Source organism: Bacteroidales bacterium (assembly GCA_012519055.1).
Classification (GTDB): Bacteria; Bacteroidota; Bacteroidia; order Bacteroidales; family Salinivirgaceae; genus JAAYQU01.
This window is the reverse complement of sequence record JAAYQU010000038.1, coordinates 1-16,872: the sequence shown is the minus strand read 5'-3', so window position 1 is coordinate 16,872 and position 16,872 is coordinate 1. Positions and strand designations below refer to the sequence as shown.

Below are 16,872 nucleotides of genomic sequence, written 5' to 3'. Positions count from 1 at the left end.
ATAGTATGCTAATTTCTCATTACAAAACTATTGTTAAAAATTAGCTTAAGTAGGATAGGAAGTAGAGGACTTTAGAGAAAGATTTCCCTTAATTTGTCTGTTCAGTAAAGGGTTTCACTTGGCAGATTTGTGTGTATGCTTTGGGCTTTAGCCCAAAAACAAAAAGAGACGGAACATGTTCCGTCTCTACAATATTCTGACTTTTAATCATTTAATTGCTAATCGCCTTAAATCATATTTATCAGTTTGTTAACAGATTCCTTAGCATCGCCAAGTAACAAATGAACTCCCGACTCTTTTTTGTAAAGTGGGTTATCAACTCCTGCATAACCTGGATTAAGGTCGAAGTTGCAGATAAACACCTCTTTAGCTTGGTCAACGTTCAATACAGGCATTCCGTAAATAGGAGTGTCAACAGCATCGCGTGCGGCTGGGTTTAAAACGTCGTTTGCACCGATAACAATAACAGCATCGGTATTTTTGAAGTCGTCGTTTATCGCGTCCATTTCGTATAGTTGGTCGTATGATACGTCGGCTTCTGCGAGTAGTACGTTCATATGTCCTGGCATACGTCCAGCGACAGGGTGTATTGCGTAACGAACTTTTGCACCGTTGCTCTCCAACTTGTCAGCTAATTGGCGAACTAAATGTTGTGCTTGTGCCAGTGCCATTCCGTACCCTGGAACGATAATTACAGATTTTGCTTTCTTTAAAACTTCTGATGAATTATCCTTTTTTGCACCTGAACCTTGTGCAGGTTTACTGTCTAGCAAAGAAATCAACTTACTTACAGATTCTTTAGCATCTCCTAACAGTAGATGAACGCCGGACTCTTTTTTGTAAAGTGGGTTGTCAACTCCTGCGTAACCTGGGTTAAGGTCGAAGTTGCAAATAAAAATCTCTTTAGCCTGGTCAACGTTTAATACCGGCATTCCGTATATTGGAGTGTCTACAGCATCGCGTGCGGCTGGGTTTAAAACGTCATTAGCACCAATAACAATGACTGCGTCAGTATTTTTGAAGTCGTCGTTTATTGCGTCCATTTCGTAAAGCTGGTCGTAAGATACATCGGCTTCTGCGAGTAATACGTTCATATGTCCGGGCATACGTCCTGCAACAGGGTGGATTGCGTAACGGACTTTTGCGCCGTTGCTTTCCAACTTGTCGGCTAACTGGCGAACTAAATGTTGTGCTTGTGCCAACGCCATACCATAGCCTGGAACGATAATTACAGATTTAGCTTTCTGCAAAACTTCTGATTTTTGGTCTCTCGAATCGGAACTTTGTACGGGTTTGCTATCTAACATAGAAATCAAGCGACTAACCGATTCTTTGGCATCGCCCAACAGTAGATGAACTCCCGACTCTTTTTTATAAAGTGGGTTATCAACACCTGCATAACCCGGATTAAGGTCGAAGTTGCAAATAAATATCTCTTTAGCTTGGTCAACGTTCAATACTGGCATTCCGTAAATAGGAGTGTCAACAGCATCACGTGCGGCTGGGTTTAAAACGTCATTTGCTCCGATAACGATGACAGCATCTGTGTTTTTGAAATCGTCGTTTATTGCGTCCATTTCGTAGAGCTGTTCGTAAGAGACGTCGGCTTCTGCGAGTAGTACGTTCATATGTCCTGGCATACGTCCTGCGACAGGGTGTATTGCGTAGCGGACTTGTGCGCCGTTGCTCTCTAACTTGTCGGCTAACTGGCGAACCAAATGTTGCGCTTGTGCCAACGCCATTCCGTATCCGGGAACGATAATTACCGATTTTGCTTTCTGCAAAACAGCTTCAGATGAGGTCTGTTTGGTTGCAGTTTTATCCACTTTTTTAGTTTCAGCAGCAGGTTGTGTTTTTGTAGGTTTTTTACCAGCAACAGATGTTTTTCCGGTAAGGATATCCATCAAACTCCTGTTCATCGAGCGACACATAATTTGAGTTAGGAACAACCCCGAGGCTCCGACAATACCTCCAACAGAAACTAATAGTATATCGTTTATCGCCATACCCGCAATTGCTCCGGCAACACCGCTAAGCGAGTTGAGTAATGATATCGTAATAGGCATATCTGCACCACCAACGCGGATAGAGAAAGCGTATCCAAAAAGGGTGCTTACTCCGATACTCAATATCAATATTATTGCAATATCAACAGATCGACTTATGATATTGCCAACAAAGGCTGAGTAGAGTACGGTAATCGTAAGAATGATAAGACTAATGTTAAGAATAACGGCGTGATTTTTCCAAATAACAGGTTTCTGGGGTAAAAGTTTGTGCAGTTTTCCCGCTGCAACTAAACTTCCTACAAGAGTAACAATACCTACAACTATTGCCAATACTGCTGTTACATCTGAAAAAATTGGATAATTTTGATCCGGTGATTGTCCTATTCCAAGCAAAGTAAGAATCCCCACTAAAGCCGAAGCCAAACCGCCAACTCCATTAAGCAAGGCTACCAACTGTGGCATTTCAATCATTTTTACTCTGACAGCTAACATGCTACCAATAATAGTTCCGATAAGTATATAGATGTATATACTTTTTACCGTAACTATTTCATTGTATAGCAATGTGATAACTATTCCTGCAAATACGCATACTGCACTGATGAAGTTTCCCATAACAGCAGTTTTTACCTTGCTCATCATGGAAATACCCAACAGAACTAATACCGAAAGTACGGCACAAATTATTAAATATAGTGTTGGAGATATCATTTCTTACCTCCTTTCTTTTTCTTGTTGAACATTTTAAGCATTCGGTGTGTAACACCAAATCCGCCTACTACGTTTACTGTTGCAGCTATTACGGCTATACCACCAAAAATTTGTCCTATTACAATACTTTGGTCTTCATACAGTACCGACAAACCAACGGCTGCTACTGCTCCCAAAATGGTAATGCCAGACAGAGCGTTCATCCCCGACATCAACGGGGTGTGCAGCAGGCTCGGCACGTTTTTAATAATAAAGTAACCAACAAGTGTGGCAACAATAAAAATTAAGATTAAATAAATTGGATTCATATCATCGAAAAATAATAAAACCGACCATTTCAAAACAAAACAGTCGGTTTTGTTTATAGATTTAGTAAATTTAAATGTTCATCGCTTCGCGTGTGCCAGCGTGAACGATTTCATTTTGAATTGTAACCAATGTAGAACTTATAATCTCGTCACTTCTGTCTATCACAACCTTTCCATCTTTCATCATGTTTTTTACAAAACTATATACGTTGTGTGCAAACATGTGAGTTGAACTTGTTGGTATCATTCCAGGAATGTTTTTAATACCGCAGATGGTTACGCCGTGTTTTACTTCGGTTTTTCCGGGAGGTGTAATTTCGCAGTTTCCGCCTTGGTCAATAGAAATATCAATAATCACTGAGCCTGGTTTCATTCTCTTAACCATATCCTCTGTTATAAGTATAGGAGCAACTCTTCCTGGTACCAAAGCACTTAGGAAAACGATATCCATTTGAGGCAAAATCTCGTTGAGTTTTTCTCTCTCTTTTGCAAGCCATTCTTTTGGAAGATATTTAGCATATCCACCTTCGCCAATAGCAAGTTCTGCAGGCACGCCTAAGTCGAATACTTTTGCACCTAAGCTTGTTGCTTGCTCCATAGCAGCTGGTCTGATATCAACAGCGTGAGTAACAGCACCAAGTCTTTTTGCGGTAGCAAGAGCTTGCAATCCACCAACGCCAACACCTACAACAAGAACTGTTGAAGGAGGAAGCATACCAACAGCAGTAAACATCTGAGGAATGAATTTTGGAAGTGCATTAGCAGCCATCAAAATACCTTTGTAACCTGCGCAAGTACTCATTGATGTAAGTCCGTCCATGTTTTGTGCACGCGATATGCGAGGAACGCCTTCAAGAGTTAGACCAATAACGCCCTTTTTAGCTAAACTGCGAATCATATCGTGGTTTGCAGGTGCTGCAGGGTGTAGGAATGTTACAAGATACTGTCCTTCATGCATCATGTCAACCTCGTGAGCATTGAACTCATTATTGAATTGCGGCTCCTTAACCTTTAGTATGAGGTCTGACTTTTCAAAAACCTCTTTAGCCGAGTTAATAATAGTTGCACCCGCCTCTTTGTAAGCTTCATTGCTAAAGAAAGAGCCGATGCCTGCATCTTTTTCAACCAAAACTTTGGCACCGTCTGCAACAAATTTTTTCACTGTTTCGGGGGTAGCTGAAACGCGAGCTTCTCCCGGCATAATTTCTTTTGGAATACCTATAATCATAATATTAATAAATTTTGTTACTAAAATTGCACAAAGGTACAAAAAAACATGTCATATTTCAATTATTTACAAAGATTAAATTTTGGGTAGTTTATTTGATTTGGCAATTAAATATTAGACTTAAATTATAGCTAATTATTATGTATGATATTTGTCAAAAACTGACTAAAAATCATAATGTTAAGCTTGTTTGCCTTATCAATTAATTATTGAAATCTTTTTTAGTTGTTACAAAAAATGGAAGAAGGAGTGAGCCCCTTATTGAGTCACCGGTTACTGTTTTAAGTTTTACAGTTATACTTTTATAACTCTGATCTTTGTTATATGTTGCAATTTCTATTTCACCTCCCTTAATAACTGACATTGATATCATATTTTGTTGATCGAAGTTGTATCCTTTTGCAAAATAACCGTTAAAAAGGACGTTTGCCTCTTCTAATTCAGAAAAACTATAACTTCCTTCTGGAGAGTTTGGTGTTGATGTTAATAGGGTTAATTCTAATATATCGCCCTTACCGGTTAATTTGTTGCCTGATGATAAAATCGTTTTATCTAATAGGACAATTTTATGCTTATAAATATTTTCAAGATATAATCCGTTGTTATACAGTGCAATACGATTGAATGCTGGTCTGTAGTTTTCAACTGTAATATTACAGAAACTGATATCTTTCTCCTTTTTTTTACAACTAACAATAAGTAAAGCAGTTAGCAAAAATATTGTATATGTTAATAGTTTGCGCATAATATTAAAATCCGTGTAATGGTAAATAGAGTGTTGGTAAGAGTAACAACAATCCTAATACAATTAATATTAAAATGAGGGGCCATACCCATCTAAACCACTTGTCGTAGGGGATTCGAGCAATACCCAAGCATCCAATTAATACTCCGCTTGTTGGAGTAATCATATTTGTAAATCCATCGCCAAACTGGAATGCCAGAACAGTTGATTGTCTTGAAATCTCTATTAAATCTGAGAAAGGAGCCATAATAGGCATTGTTAGTGCCGCTTTTGCTGAGCCCGAAGGAATTATTATATTCAATGCTGTTTGAATTCCGTACATGGCACTCAGTGTACCTGCTTTGCCAAAGTCTCGCATTGTATGGGCTAATCCGTTCATTATGGTATCAACAATTTTGCCGTCTGTTAGTATCACAATAATTCCACCGGCTAAGCCAACTATGAATGCCGCCGAGAAAATATCTTTTGCTCCCTCAAGAAAGAGCTTTGTAATATCGTTAGCTGACTTGTTTACAGCAATTCCCGAGATTAAGCCCATTGCCAAAAACAGCGTCCCAATCTCCATTACATACCACTGATATCCCATTACTCCGATAATTAGGAAAATAATCGTAAATCCCAGTAGATTAAGAATATAGAAGTGAACAGATTTGCGTAGAGCAATTATCGAAGAGATTATAAACAGTGCTGTAGCCACAGGAACAGCTGGAAAGTTGAAATCCGTGTTACCTATTGACAGTGTTGAGTCGTAGTAATTAACTGAAAACAAAATCAGTGCTATTGAAACCGCAATAAAGCTAATCCAAGCACTTAAAGGAGTATTGTAAGTAATATTCTCTATATCAATCTTTTCACGATTGCGCCAATATTCATCAGCTTCGTACATAATGCTTTTTTGAGGATTGCGCTTAATTTTTCGCGCATAAAGCAAGATAATCGTAAATCCTACTGCGTTGATTACCAACCAACAAAAAACTCGATACTCTAATCCGCTGAAGATAGGCAAGTCGGATAGACCTTGAGCTATACCGATGGTAAAAGGGTTTAGCATAGCACCTGCAAATCCTATGTGTGCGGCTACGTAAACTAAACATATCCCTACAATTGAGTCATATCCCATCGATATAGCCAAAGGAACTATAATGATAACAAAAGCTATTGTCTCTTCGCTCATGCCAAAAATTGCGCCAAATGCACTGAACATGAGCATTATAAGAATCATTATTATATTATCGACACCTATCTTTTTTAGAACCTTGTTTTGTTCCAATTTTTTCGACCACTCAATAAAGGATAAAATGCCTACGTCGATGGCTTTCGTTGAGTTCATTATCCAAAAAGCACCGCCAATAAGCAAAATGAAAACAATGATATTTGCCTGATTAACAAAGCCATTAAAGATTGATGATAGCACTTGCCACGTCTGCGGCGATTGTTCTACAGTGCGAAAACTATTTTCCACAATTACAGTTTGTGCTTTGCCACCCTCAGTAATTTTTGTAGTTCTGTCAAACTCGCCAGCAGGGAGTATCCACGTCATTATTGCTGCAAGGAGTATAAATCCAAAAACAATGACGTAGGTGTGTGGTATCCGGACTTTTTTCTGCATTTTTTTGTTGTGTTTTGTTTTAGTTGTGACTATTTGCCCTCAAGAGCTTTTTTCATTGCCACACCAATATTTGCAGGCGATTCAACTACAGTAATTCCACATTCGCGCATGATTTGCATTTTGGCTTCGGCTGTATCGGCTTTTCCTCCGACAATTGCTCCTGCATGTCCCATTTTTCTTCCTTTTGGAGCCGTTTGCCCTGCAATAAATCCAACAACGGGTTTAGTTCCATGTTCTTTTATCCACAGAGCTGCATCGGTTTCCATGCTACCGCCAATTTCTCCAATCATTACAATACCTTTGGTTTCAGGGTCTTCCATAAGTAATTTTACTGCATCTAATGTGGTTGTTCCGATAATTGGGTCTCCACCAATTCCGATACATGTAGATTGACCCATACCGCATTTGGTTACTTGGTCAACAGCTTCGTAAGTTAATGTGCCAGAGCGAGATATTATACCAATATTGCCTTTTTTGTGTATAAATCCCGGCATTATACCAACCTTAGCTTCGCCTGGGCTAATAATTCCAGGACAGTTAGGTCCAATAAGCGTTACATCTCTTTTTGAGATATATTCCTTGACTTTTACCATATCGGCAACTGGAATACCTTCTGTAATGGTTACTATAACTTCAATTCCTGCCTCGGCAGCTTCCATTATTGCGTCTGCTGCGAATGCTGGTGGTACGAATATTACACTTACGTTAGCACCAGTCTCTTTGCGCGCGTCAGCAACAGTGTTAAAAACAGGCAAGTCTAAATGTTTTGTTCCTCCTTTTTTTGGTGTAACACCCCCAACTACCTTGGTTCCGTATTCAATCATTTGTTGGGCATGGAAAGTACCTTCACTACCTGTGAAGCCTTGAATAATAACTTTTGAATCTTTATTTACTAATATGCTCATAATAAGTGTATTTTATTTCGTTTTTAAATGTTCTAATCCTTTTGTTATTGCGATTTTTAAAGGAATACAAATATATGGAATTTTCGAGAATCTTTGGCAATCCAGATATAGACTAAATCCAATTAATTGCTCCTTGATATTTTATTTGATATGATATCAAGGGTTTTAACTATTTTTTTGCACGCTTCTTTAATTTCAGATTCTGTAATTGTTAATGGAGGCGCAATTCTGAAGGCGTTTGGGCGAAACAAAAAAGGGTCTATCATTATTCCCTGAGTCATAGCAACCGTCATAAGTTCAAAAATATCAATCTCTTCTATCAAATCGACAGCTAAGAATAGCCCTTTGCCTCTTATCTGCTTGATTGTGTGATGTTTTAGTGTATCTACGAACATTTTCCCTTTAGCGACTGATTTTTCGGCAAGTTTCTCTTCAAGAATAACTGACAGTGAGGCTCTTGCAGCAGCACAACTAACTGGGTGACCTCCAAACGTAGTAATATGTCCTAAGGTTGGGTTAAATGTAAGTTGGTTCATCAAGTTGTGTGAGGCTGCGAATGCTCCGATTGGCATTCCTCCGCCCATTGCTTTTGCCATGCAGAGAATATCTGGTGCGGTCTCGAAATATTCGGCAGCAAACAGGGTCCCCGTGCGTCCGAATCCTGTTTGGATTTCGTCAAAAATAAGTAGTGTACCTGTTTCGTTGCAACGTTTACGGGCAAGTTTAATATACTCTTTATCAGGGACAATTATTCCTCCCTCACCTTGAATAGGCTCTATCAGGAAACAGGCAGTTGTATTATCAATTGCTGATAGTTGTTCAGGAACATTGAAATCAACTTGACGCACACCAGGCAGGAGTGGGCGAAAGGAATTACGCATTATTTCGTCTCCCATAACGCTTAGTGCGCCATGAGTTCCGCCATGATACGCATTTTTGCAGCTAACGATATTAAATCGACCAGTTGCACGTTTTGCCAATTTCAAGGCTCCCTCAATGGCTTCGCTACCAGAGTTTACAAAATATATACTCTCAATTTTCGGTGGAAGAACCTCCGACAGCAATTTTGCAAGCTGCACCTGCGGTGTTTGGATATACTCACCATAAACCATAAGGTGTAAGTACTTATCAGCTTGTGCTTTAATTGCCTCAACAACCTTAGGATGTCTGTGTCCGATATTGCTAACCGAAACACCTGACATTAGGTCAATATATGATTTGCCAGCCTTATCGTATAGATAAATTCCTTCGGCGTACTCTACTTCTAAGCCCAATGGCGATTGTGATGTTTGTCCTACGTGCCTAAAGAATAAATCGCGTTGGTTCATTATTTTGTTATAAGGTTTATATCATTTAGAAGATTGTCTCTAAATGATTTACCAATGGGGATTACTTTGTTTCCTTGTTTTGTTTCAATTATAATAACATTGTCTTCAATCATCTTAATTTTATTTATATTGACAATGTACGATCTGTGTACTCTTTTGAAACGTGATTCGGGAAATCTATCATTTACGGCTTTCATTGTGAAATGAATAGTAAACTTTTCATCATGTGTGCTTATAACAACATAGTTTTCAAGTGCTTCTATCCAGAGTATATCATCATATGAAAGTCGTACAAGTGTTGAGTTTTTCTTTCTTATAAAGATTTCTTCATTAGTATTCCCAGACATTTGCATAGCTTCGCCGTGCAATTTGTTGGCTTTATTAACTGATTTTAGAAAACGTGTTAAGGAAATTGGTTTTAGCAAGAAATCGGTAACATCGTAATCGAATGCTTCTACAGCATACTTTTCCTTGCCAGTTATTATTATTACTTGTGGTGGATTTTCAAGAGTATTCAAAAACTCCAAGCCAGTCATTTCGGGCATTTCAACATCTAAAAAAATTAAATCGACACTTTCGGGACCTTCAAACGCCTTTAATGATTCCATGGCACTTTCGTAGCTTCCAATAAGATTGAGAAACTCAGTTTTTTCAATAAAACTTTCAATTAACTTCCGTGACAGCTTGTCATCATCAATTATTATACAGTTCATATGCTTAATTTTTTAGGGTTAAGATTACACGAAACTTACATTGCTTATAATCATGCTGTTGTGTTTCAGATTATGGTTTCTGTGTTTATTTTTTGTGTTTGACCACTTAGTTATTTTTTATTTCTTAAATTTGCTTTTATTACCAAAATATAAAAACAGGTTAAAGGCATTTTCTTTACAATAATAGCAATATTATGCCAAATTTTAAAAAATATATAAACCTTTTTCGCATTTTTACCGCAATTTATACAAGATATTTTTAAGAAAATAGAGATAATGAGAGTAAGAATAGTAGCATATTGTCTATTAAAACTACTATGCGTAGTTTTGTTGTCTCCATTAGTTTTGCATGGACAACCGTCAGTTGATTATTCTGAGATATTGGTTAAAGTTAAATCAGAGCAATATATCAAAGACTTTCAGGATTTAATATCGCACAAGTCGTTTAGTGTTAAGCCTTTATTTCAAAAAAACGTCATCAATCGCGGTAGTGAGACAAAAATTTGGAATATTTTATCTGTAAAATTGCCAAATCCCGACGATGGTAGAGTTTTTAAATATATACAAGAGTTTGATTTTATTGAGTGGATAGAGTACCGCGATTGTCAAGAACTATTTTACGAACCTAATGATCCGTTAGTAGGCTCACAGTATTATCTCGATTTAATAAGTGCCTTTGAAGCTTGGAATATAAGCATGGGAGATAGCACCATAATAGTAGGAATTGTTGATACAGGCATTGATCCCACACATGTTGAATTAGTTGATCAAATTGCGTACAATTACTTAGATCCAGTAAATGGAATTGATGATGACGGTGATGGTTTTATCGACAATTTTATGGGGTGGAATATTGCCGAAAACAACTACAATGTGACCGCAGATGTAAATCCTCATGGGGTGGGAGTGGCTGGAATAGTCGCAGCAAAATCAGATAATGAAGTAGGTATAGCCGGGGTGGCACCGGAGGTTAAGATTTTACCTGTTAAAATAATGAGTAACAATGGGTTGTTAAAGTCATCATATGAGGGTGTTGTTTATGCTGCCGAGCATGGTTGTAATATAATTGTATGTTCATGGGGAGGAGTAATGCCCAGCAATCTCGGAAGAGAAGTTATTAGATATGTTGTTGATGAGTTGGGTGTATTGGTTGTTGCTGCAGCAGGGAACAGCCGTAATGAAAATCTTTACTATCCTGCTTCATATCCGGGAGTTGTATCTGTTTTGGCGTCAAATCAATTCGATCACAAGTGGGAGGGAAGCACGTACGGATACCGAATAGATATTGCTGCACCGGGACAAAATATTCTTTCAACAGCTTTTGGGAATACTTATTCGTCAACTTCAGGCACATCGAATGCTGCGCCGATAGTGGCGGGAGTTGCATCTGTTGTAAAATCTTTACGACCACATTTGAATCCATATCAAGTTGCTGCACAAATAAAAGCAACAGCAATGTGGTTAGACACCATGCCAGCAAACGTTCCTTATATAGACAAAATGGGAGCGGGGAGGGTTGATATGTTTAATGCTGTATCTGATACAAATCTGCTTTACTTGAATATTCCTACAAAAATTATTGATGCCGAGGAAGTTAGCCCTAACGAGACTTATCGCTTAAAAGGAGAGTTGAAAAACTTATTGTGTTCAAAAAACGGAGTTGCTGTAACAATATTGCCACTGTCGGAGTATGTTTCCATTGCGAATAATACATTTACAGTAAATAATTGGCAATCTGGTGATATCGTTCAACTTGAGGATTATAATATACGTCTGATTATTGACGCAAACACCACTTTAGATTTACTTATACCAATTCGCTTTACATATAGCGTTGATGGTCGAAATTACAGTACGGTAAGGACAATATCTACCCAAAAATCATGGTATGATATAGATATGTTTGATATGAAAATGACCCTGTCAAATGTCGGAAAACCTGCATATCACAATTTATCGCCGCTAACAGGTAATGGATTTAGAAAAGGAAATTCAAGCTCTTTGATGTGGGATGTAGGATTAATTGTAGGAAAATCGGAAGTTAAAGTTGTTAGAGGAGTTTTTGATAATGCTGACTTTACTTCAAACAGAGCTGTTTCCCATGAAGAAAACATGACATTGCAACAAGCCACGGCTTATTTTACTGATATTAATTCGCCGAATTCGGTAGGTTTAGATTATCAGGTAACAGCTTATACAGGAAGCGACTACCCGTTGAGTGAGGCTATTATATATGAGGTTACGGTAACAAATGTCACAGATGCGGCAATTGAAAACATAAGAGTTGGGATGTTTGCAAATTGGATTGTTCGAACAGGTGCAGTTGTTACAACAAATCGACAGTTGCAATTGGTCACTACTAAAAGCATTGATATATATCCATACACGCATGGTTTGGCTATTTTGTCTGATACAGAAAGCTTTAACAACTACTCTTTCGATACAGGAGTTTCGCCACAAGGAATTGATATAACAGATAACTTTACCACACAAGAGATGTGGCAAGCGTTAAATAGTTCAAGAGAAATGACTTATGCATTAGAAAAAACAATACCTGCGCATTTAACAAGTGCCAAAATAGATGTTTTACCACCCGCTCAATCGCGCTTAATTAGGTTTGCATTTTTAACAGATAGTCACGTGTTACAAATCGAGCAACACGTACAAAATCTCCGTAATTATTACTCTTCGATATCAGAATTCAATAAATCAGGTATTATTATTTATCCTAATCCTGCAAATAAAACGGTACGTTTTTCAGAGATACCCGAAAAAGTAACGGTTTACAATTTGTTGGGGGAGAAAATTATTGAATCTCAAACATCCATTTCAGAACTTTGTATAGAAAATTGGCCAAATGGGATATATCTGTTTGTTATTGAGACAGACACTTCAAAAACTACGCATTCAATAGTTGTGGAACCTTGATGACACTGGCACGGATTTTAAATTTTCGCTCGGTAGAGAGCCATATTATGACATCTCTACAACATTCTGATTTTTAGCTTACTAGTTGCAAAAAAAATGCACGCGACCTTTGAGTAAGTCGCGTACACTTCATTTGAGAGCTTTTCATTCAATTGACTTATCCGCTATGATTTGCCAATCATTGCAAAGGTATAATGTTTTTTTGATTTTTTGTTATGTTCTGTAAAAATATTTACAAATACTATTTAATAAAGGGAATTCAATAGATTAGCATCTATTTGCTTATAACAATGGCGTCAACTCTGCGGTTGATCCTACGTGCTTCTTCTGTTGCCTCGTTTATTACAGGATCACTTCCTCCCATTGTTCTTGATGTTACATTGGTGTAGCCATTTTCAACCAAAAATCTCATAACCTCTTTCGCACGTGATTCAGCAACTCCTACATTGTTAATGGCTTCAATATCATCGCAGTGACCAACAATTTCAATTTGTATACCTGGGTTAGCGTTTAGGACATCTAGCAGTTTAGAAAGTTCAACTCTTGCTTCTTCGTTTAATCCTGATTCATTACGATTGAAAACAACGTTGTGTAGTGTTAATTTACTTCCTATTGTTATCGCCGTTAACATAACATCACGATTTAAGTTAAGGAATGTTGAAATTTGTTCTCCCATTAACCCTTCGGAATAGAACCAATAACCTTCTGCAGTAACATCTAAGTGATAGTTATCGCCTGACACAAACGACATATAGAAATTGCCAGAACGTCCATCTGTAACGGTTTCTGTGATAGTATTGCCAGTCCCTTGATCAATAATTTTAACATTAGCTTTAATTGGAGCAAAGGTTGCCTCATCTTTAACAGTTCCTGCTAAATTAGTACGTTTGACGGCTTGTATTTGTTGTCCTTCTCCACTAAAATCAATTTGTTGTGCAAAATTGATACGACGTTGTTTTTCGGTAAATATAAAGGAAAGTTCAAATTGTTTGTAGCCATTCAATTGTACATCAAATGTGTTTTGCTCTAACTCAAAATGTTCCCTAAAAATATTATTAATGCTAACCGTATATTTTTCAATATTTGGAACATAAATAACAAAACGTCCGTTTTTGTCAGTAAGTGTCGAGTAAATTTTACCTTTACCATCGTCAGCGGTAACTTTAATATTTGAAATGTCAATTGTTCCAAGGTTAGATAGCTTGCTACGGTTCATAACTATTTGACCAAATATTTTGTTTCTTTCTTGGAAAGGTATTTCAATTATATCTGAATTTTTTAGGTGTAATCTAAGTTGTGAGCTTTCTGCCACAAAGCTGTCAATATTTTTACCAACAGGGGTGAAGTTTACAGTGTAGTAACCATCGGGAATATTTTTATATCTTACATGTCCGTCTATATCAGACAGAAACTCCATGGTATAAAACTCTCCGTGTCTATCTTTTCCAAGCAGAGAGTCGGTCAATTCCCAATCTTTATCAATTGAAACCAAAACATTACTAACACCAGGTTCGTTAGGATCTCTAACGCCGTTACCGTTTAGGTCTTTAAAGAAAATAAGGTCTAAATTTAGATATTTGAATTTTGGTTGGTTAATGCCAAACTCCTTACGAATTCTAAATTCAAAATACAAATTGTTGTACTTGTATTTATTTTCTGTTAACTTGTCGAATGTTGATTGATGACCAATTGAATTACTTAGTGAGAGCGTCCAATTTCCACCGGGTCTAGCAACCAACTCATTACTAACCCCCAAACGATTTGTTTTAGCGTGTATTATATAAGAGTATGTTCCACGAACAGAGTATTCAAATATCTTTTCGAAAAACAGAACTCTATATCCTCCGATAAGTCGTACTGTTTTTGGGTTTAAATAATTATAAAATTTTGAGTAGTGTTCTACCATTGTATATGGTCCATGATAGTATGCGGCATTAAAATTCCAGTTTCTTAAATTTGTATATAGTGAAATATACATATTTAGGTATGTTTTTTCAGGATTTAGATTTGATATATTAAATCCCCCGTACTCTGTAGAGTATTTAGAGATGTGACTTGCCCCAACACGAGCTTCTGCTCCTATGTTTATAGGTGTTCTGTTACTGCGATATCGAATAATAATATCTATCATAGATGTATGTACCGCGAACCAGTGTTCAGGATTGAATAGGTAAAAGGAGTTACTTCCTAAGTAATTGTACCAAGGTCCAACAGAGTATGAGACTTGACTAGTTAGGGGGGCGTAGTATAATATATTTACGTTATGATTAGAGATACTTTTATCTATATTTTGAGGAGAGTTATTAAAGTTAAGTAGTACTTGGTTAATACCATTATGACGACCATAAATTCCACGACTATTTTTTAGATCTAAGTCAAAATAGCTGTTCCAATCCATCTTGCCTCTTTGCATTCCTGCAAAACTTGGTTCACCGTACATTAATCTTGAATTTAGTCTAAAACGAGGATAGTTAATCTGTAATAGGGCATTCCCACCAAAACCTTTTTTCTGATTATTGTCGTTCTGGATAAGATTATCAGTAATTGAATATCCTAAGTCAAATTTTAACGAATAGTGTTTAAATAATGTAAAACCTGCTCCTACCGATGGCATTTTTGATTGTGAGTAGTTTTTGTTTTTAGTTTGGCTATATCCTGCAGATAATGATAATCTTCTATTAATTTTACTTTTGATTATTATTGCCTTCCCAGTAATATCGCTTATAAAATTTTTTGTTGCCGAAGCAGTTGCTCTAATTCTTCTGTGATTAAAATCAATCTGTCCTCCTTTACCGTTGACTGTCAGCATTCCAGGTTGATTTAAGTCTCCCAATCTAAAGCCCCAGTTTCTATGGATTGTTTTAATGTATGAGTAGTTATATATAAGAGGATCTTTTTTATAGAATTGTTCTCCCATTGTTCTAAAAAAATAGTCGACTAAAAGAGAATTCTTTCCATGTATTGAACCCCAAAATGCTCCTTCATAAATAGGATTTCCTTCGCTAAAAAGATTTAAAAAAGCGAGCTCAGCAACTAATATTCTATCAGTTTCAGGTATCTCTAGTGTGTACTTACTGTCTAGATTTTTAATCCAGACAGTTGATTTATACAGTGTATCTTTACTTCCTGCCTCGACGTATAATCCGTGATTTTGTTGTTCGTAAGCTTCAATGCTGTTTTTTAGTTGTACATTGTAATTGACTATAGTGTCTTTGTTTGAATTTAGGATAAAGTCATCTTTAAAGGAATTGTCTTGTGCCCCTTCAATTGTTACGGTTTGGGGTAAATTAATGCTTACATATATTAACTCGTTTACATTCCCAGTGTTTGAGAACTTCATAGACAATGTGGTGTTTTTAAGGTACTGATCGAAATATAGATTTCTTTCTAGTAGCTTATATTTAATTTCACTTCTTTTGGGGACATTGATAAATGAATAGCTGTTTTTGAATACTTTTCCTGTATTATCTTTTAGTGAGGCTACAATTGTGTAGCCAATATCACCCATTGTATAAGCATTGGCAGAAATTCGTAAAGGAATTAGCTTTGTCTCCCCCGGAGCTAACACTACCGATTGTGTTCGTTCACCCATTAATACCCAACCCACGGGAGTACCGAAACTAACTTCAAATCGCAAACGTCTGTCGGTTGGATTTACTACTTTTAGGACATTAAAAAAACTTGTTTGTGGGTCAATTTCCTCTTTATCTTTAATAAACGATGACTCTAACATATTATAAGGCTCTTCAAAAAATGAGAATTGCCCAAATGTTGGAGCGTTTTTTAAACAAACCAAAATAAAAAATAATATAACTGTATTAACATTATGTTTCATTGAGGTTTTAGTGTAAATTCAATATCCACAACGTAGTAGTCGGGAACTTTATTAATCATGTTATAGTTAGGGTTCGAGTCTGTTCCGCAGGAGTAACTGACTTCCACATTATCATTGAGAGTTGCATCTGGGCCATCGATAAGAAGTAGTTCAGTTGCCCCAAGATCATAAGGTCCGTAATTTATACCGTTCTTCTTTATTGTAATTTTAATAGACTCTAATGGGAGAGTGGAGGTAGTCATACTTCCTGAAATATTTGGCTGCAAGGCTCTTACAGTTAACTGCCAACCTTGTGATGTCGGGTTTGGTATTCCTCCGGCTACTGTATCGTTAAAATAGAGTTGAAGTTGTGTGAAATCATTATAGGTTATGCCATTCTGAATTCGGTTGTAGGAGTTAAAATTAAAGCCAACATTTGAACCCCTTAAAATTCTGATCTTAGAGGTGATATTATTCTGCCCAACTAATAAATTACAAATAATAGTTAGAAATACACTGAACACAACAGTTTTAGTATATGCAACTATTTTTATCATTGTCAGCCATTTTGGTC

11 protein-coding genes are annotated in these 16,872 nt (G+C 36.9%); 1 reads left to right on the top strand and 10 read right to left on the bottom strand.

Annotation, left to right across the window (positions count from 1 at the left end):
* Window positions 1-227: 227 nt before the first annotated feature.
* From GX311_07065 to GX311_07030, 8 genes are all read right to left on the bottom strand, one after another.
* Window positions 228-2,720, bottom strand: a complete 2,493-nt coding sequence (locus tag GX311_07065; GenBank protein ID NLK16138.1) for an NADP transhydrogenase subunit beta — start codon at window positions 2,718-2,720, stop codon at window positions 228-230.
* Entirely contained in the window at window positions 2,717-3,028 is a 312-nt protein-coding gene (locus GX311_07060) for an NAD(P) transhydrogenase subunit alpha (GenBank protein NLK16137.1), read from the bottom strand. The genes GX311_07065 and GX311_07060 overlap by 4 nt, the downstream gene beginning before the upstream one ends.
* 70 nt (window positions 3,029-3,098) lie before the next feature.
* Window positions 3,099-4,256, bottom strand: a complete 1,158-nt coding sequence (locus GX311_07055; GenBank protein NLK16136.1) for an NAD(P) transhydrogenase subunit alpha — start codon at window positions 4,254-4,256, stop codon at window positions 3,099-3,101.
* Window positions 4,257-4,458: 202 nt separating this feature from the next.
* Window positions 4,459-5,001 carry a hypothetical protein gene (locus tag GX311_07050; GenBank protein NLK16135.1) on the bottom strand — a complete coding sequence of 181 codons (543 nt, stop codon included), beginning with the start codon at window positions 4,999-5,001 and terminating at the stop codon, window positions 4,459-4,461.
* A gap of 4 nt (window positions 5,002-5,005) precedes the next feature.
* Window positions 5,006-6,610, bottom strand: coding sequence for a YfcC family protein (locus GX311_07045; protein NLK16134.1), 1,605 nt, complete (start codon window positions 6,608-6,610; stop codon window positions 5,006-5,008).
* Between the two features lie 29 nt (window positions 6,611-6,639).
* Window positions 6,640-7,515: a succinate--CoA ligase subunit alpha gene (gene sucD / locus GX311_07040; GenBank protein ID NLK16133.1), complete on the bottom strand. Its 876-nt coding sequence runs from the start codon at window positions 7,513-7,515 to the stop codon at window positions 6,640-6,642.
* Window positions 7,516-7,637: 122 nt separating this feature from the next.
* Window positions 7,638-8,843, bottom strand: a complete 1,206-nt coding sequence (locus GX311_07035; protein NLK16132.1) for an aspartate aminotransferase family protein — start codon at window positions 8,841-8,843, stop codon at window positions 7,638-7,640.
* The gene (locus GX311_07030) at window positions 8,843-9,556 is read right to left on the bottom strand and encodes a response regulator transcription factor (protein ID NLK16131.1); all 714 of its coding nucleotides are present in this window, start codon (window positions 9,554-9,556) and stop codon (window positions 8,843-8,845) included. Before GX311_07030 ends, GX311_07035 begins: the two co-directional genes overlap by 1 nt.
* A 276-nt stretch (window positions 9,557-9,832) precedes the next feature.
* On the opposite strand from GX311_07030, the gene GX311_07025 reads away from it, so the two are divergent.
* Window positions 9,833-12,484, top strand: a complete 2,652-nt coding sequence (locus GX311_07025) for a S8 family serine peptidase (GenBank protein NLK16130.1) — start codon at window positions 9,833-9,835, stop codon at window positions 12,482-12,484.
* Window positions 12,485-12,758: 274 nt separating this feature from the next.
* Here the strand turns inward: GX311_07025 and GX311_07020 are convergent, their stop codons facing one another.
* Together GX311_07020 and GX311_07015 are read right to left on the bottom strand one after the other, a co-directional pair.
* Window positions 12,759-16,319 carry an OmpA family protein gene (locus tag GX311_07020; GenBank protein NLK16129.1) on the bottom strand — a complete coding sequence of 1,187 codons (3,561 nt, stop codon included), beginning with the start codon at window positions 16,317-16,319 and terminating at the stop codon, window positions 12,759-12,761.
* Entirely contained in the window at window positions 16,316-16,855 is a 540-nt protein-coding gene (locus tag GX311_07015) for a hypothetical protein (GenBank protein NLK16128.1), read from the bottom strand. The genes GX311_07020 and GX311_07015 overlap by 4 nt, the downstream gene beginning before the upstream one ends.
* Window positions 16,856-16,872: the final 17 nt, after the last annotated feature.

What these genes read in the sequence shown, in the direction of transcription:
- sucD (NLK16133.1), bottom strand. Translation starts at nt 7,515, where the DNA reads ATGAGCATATTAGTAAATAAAGATTCAAAAGTTATTATTCAAGGCTTC.
- GX311_07055 (NLK16136.1), bottom strand. Translation starts at nt 4,256, where the DNA reads ATGATTATAGGTATTCCAAAAGAAATTATGCCGGGAGAAGCTCGCGTT.
- GX311_07015 (NLK16128.1), bottom strand. Translation starts at nt 16,855, where the DNA reads ATGATAAAAATAGTTGCATATACTAAAACTGTTGTGTTCAGTGTATTT.
- GX311_07030 (NLK16131.1), bottom strand. Translation starts at nt 9,556, where the DNA reads ATGAACTGTATAATAATTGATGATGACAAGCTGTCACGGAAGTTAATT.
- GX311_07025 (NLK16130.1), top strand. Translation starts at nt 9,833, where the DNA reads ATGAGAGTAAGAATAGTAGCATATTGTCTATTAAAACTACTATGCGTA.
- GX311_07035 (NLK16132.1), bottom strand. Translation starts at nt 8,843, where the DNA reads ATGAACCAACGCGATTTATTCTTTAGGCACGTAGGACAAACATCACAA.
- GX311_07060 (NLK16137.1), bottom strand. Translation starts at nt 3,028, where the DNA reads ATGAATCCAATTTATTTAATCTTAATTTTTATTGTTGCCACACTTGTT.
- GX311_07050 (NLK16135.1), bottom strand. Translation starts at nt 5,001, where the DNA reads ATGCGCAAACTATTAACATATACAATATTTTTGCTAACTGCTTTACTT.
- GX311_07045 (NLK16134.1), bottom strand. Translation starts at nt 6,610, where the DNA reads ATGCAGAAAAAAGTCCGGATACCACACACCTACGTCATTGTTTTTGGA.
- GX311_07065 (NLK16138.1), bottom strand. Translation starts at nt 2,720, where the DNA reads ATGATATCTCCAACACTATATTTAATAATTTGTGCCGTACTTTCGGTA.
- GX311_07020 (NLK16129.1), bottom strand. Translation starts at nt 16,319, where the DNA reads ATGAAACATAATGTTAATACAGTTATATTATTTTTTATTTTGGTTTGT.